At 42.0% G+C, this 581-nt stretch carries 1 protein-coding gene; it reads left to right on the forward strand.

The annotated features are described in order from the left end of the window. A partial coding sequence (locus tag ACNOHI_RS25275) for a hypothetical protein (protein ID WP_420477480.1) occupies nucleotides 1-420 on the forward strand: 420 nt, incomplete at its 5' end. Nucleotides 421-581 lie beyond the last annotated feature (161 nt).

Genomic DNA, 581 nt, shown 5'->3' on the forward strand with positions numbered 1-581 from the left:
GGTACAGCAGCTGTCACCGTTGTAAATGGAGATCGGCAGAATTTTGTTGTTGATGGAGTGGTACAAAGCGGAGACAGTTACGAGAAAAACACTAAAGCTGTCAGTCCTCAGTTATATTGGCAGACGGGTATAGCCATAGACAACTTGGGCATTACAGAAGCCAATCTCTACGACGCCACAAACATTCGTTTAAGGAATATTCAGCTTAACTACGACTTACCAGCAAAGTGGCTGTCAAAATCCCCGTTACAGCGGGCACGCGTTGGCGTGTCGTGTAACAATGTATGGATGATAAAAAGCCATGTACCTGGTATCGATCCTGAATCGGTATTTGCAACAGGCACTAACGCTGTTGGCTTTGAAAACAGCAGCGCTCCAACTACCCGAAGCTTCTTATTTAACCTGACGTTAGGCTTTTAAATAATATCAAATGAAAACATTAATTAATAAATATTATATATTTCTGGCAGCAGGATTGTTTTTCACCAGCTGCAGCAAATTCGAAGACTTGAATAACGATCCCCTGGCTGCAAGTGAAGAACAGGTCCAGATAGAGTATTTTATCAATAACTCAATCATCC

The sequence above is a fragment of the Noviherbaspirillum sp. ST9 genome, assembly GCF_048799745.1.
Classification (GTDB): domain Bacteria; phylum Pseudomonadota; class Gammaproteobacteria; order Burkholderiales; family Burkholderiaceae_D; genus Noviherbaspirillum.